Source organism: Collinsella aerofaciens, assembly GCF_015546965.1.
Lineage (GTDB): Bacteria > Actinomycetota > Coriobacteriia > Coriobacteriales > Coriobacteriaceae > Collinsella > Collinsella aerofaciens_X.
The window spans coordinates 1-1,004 of sequence record NZ_JADMUF010000027.1; the positions used below are offsets into that span (position 1 = coordinate 1).

General features: G+C 55.9%; 2 pseudogenes. Both read left to right on the plus strand.

The annotated features are described in order from the left end of the window. A pseudogene (locus I1M21_RS09705) lies at positions 1–320 on the plus strand (hypothetical protein); the annotation flags it as partial. A 341-nt stretch (positions 321–661) separates the two neighbouring features. Next, positions 662–1,004 (plus strand): annotated as a pseudogene (locus tag I1M21_RS09985) (choline-binding protein A); the annotation flags it as partial.

The window sequence follows — 1,004 nt, forward strand, 5'->3', positions numbered from 1 at the left end:
CGCTGGCCTCCGGCTGGCTCAACCTAAACGGTACGTGGTACTGGCTCGACCCCTCGACGCACGCCATGGCGACGGGCCTTCACACATGCAACGGCTCCGTGTACTGGTTCAACACCTCCGGCGCGATGGCGACCGGATGGGTGCTCGACGGCGGTGCCTGGTACTACGCGACGGGCTCAGGCGCACTGGCCTCCGGCTGGGCATACGTCGGCGGCGCCTGGTACTGGCTCGATCCCTCGACGCACGCTATGGCTACTGGTGTTCAGCAGATCGACGGGGCACAATACTCTTTTGCTAACAATGGTGTATGGCTTGGCTAACAGCTCTTCTTTAATTGCTTTTTTCTAAATTACATATTGCTCTTAGTTATCCATTTGTAGACTATGTTTATGAATGAATTGCTTACTACTGGGGGCTACGCATGGCAAGGAAAAAGCGAATTACATTAACCCTAATTATTCTTTTGACTCTACTGCTCACTGGGCCCGGTGCGGTTGATATCGCGAATGCAGACTCCATAAGCTCATCCATCCCCGCTGTTTCTGATCAACAATCCGTCTCCTCGACTCTTACTCCTTCCGATTCAATCGATGATGGGTCTGCTCAAGAATCCGTTAAATGGAATCAGGGTTGGAATTCGTTTGACGGTAATTGGTCCTATGTGGATTCAGTTAATCCGGTCTCGCTGCATTCTGGCTGGCTCTATACCAGTGGGGCCTGGTATTGGCTCGACCCCTCGACGTACACCATGGCCATCGGGCTCCATGAGTGCAATGGCTCAGCGTACTGGTTCAACGCCTCCGGCGCGATGACGACCGGATGGGTGCTCGACGGCGGTGCCTGGTACTACGCGACGGGCTCAGGCGCGCTGGCCTCCGGCTGGCTCAACCTAAACGGTACGTGGTACTGGCTCGACCCCTCGACGCATGCCATGGTGACGGGCCTACACGAGTGCAACGGCTCCCTGTACTGTTTTAATTCGTCCGGCGCCATGGCGACCGGGT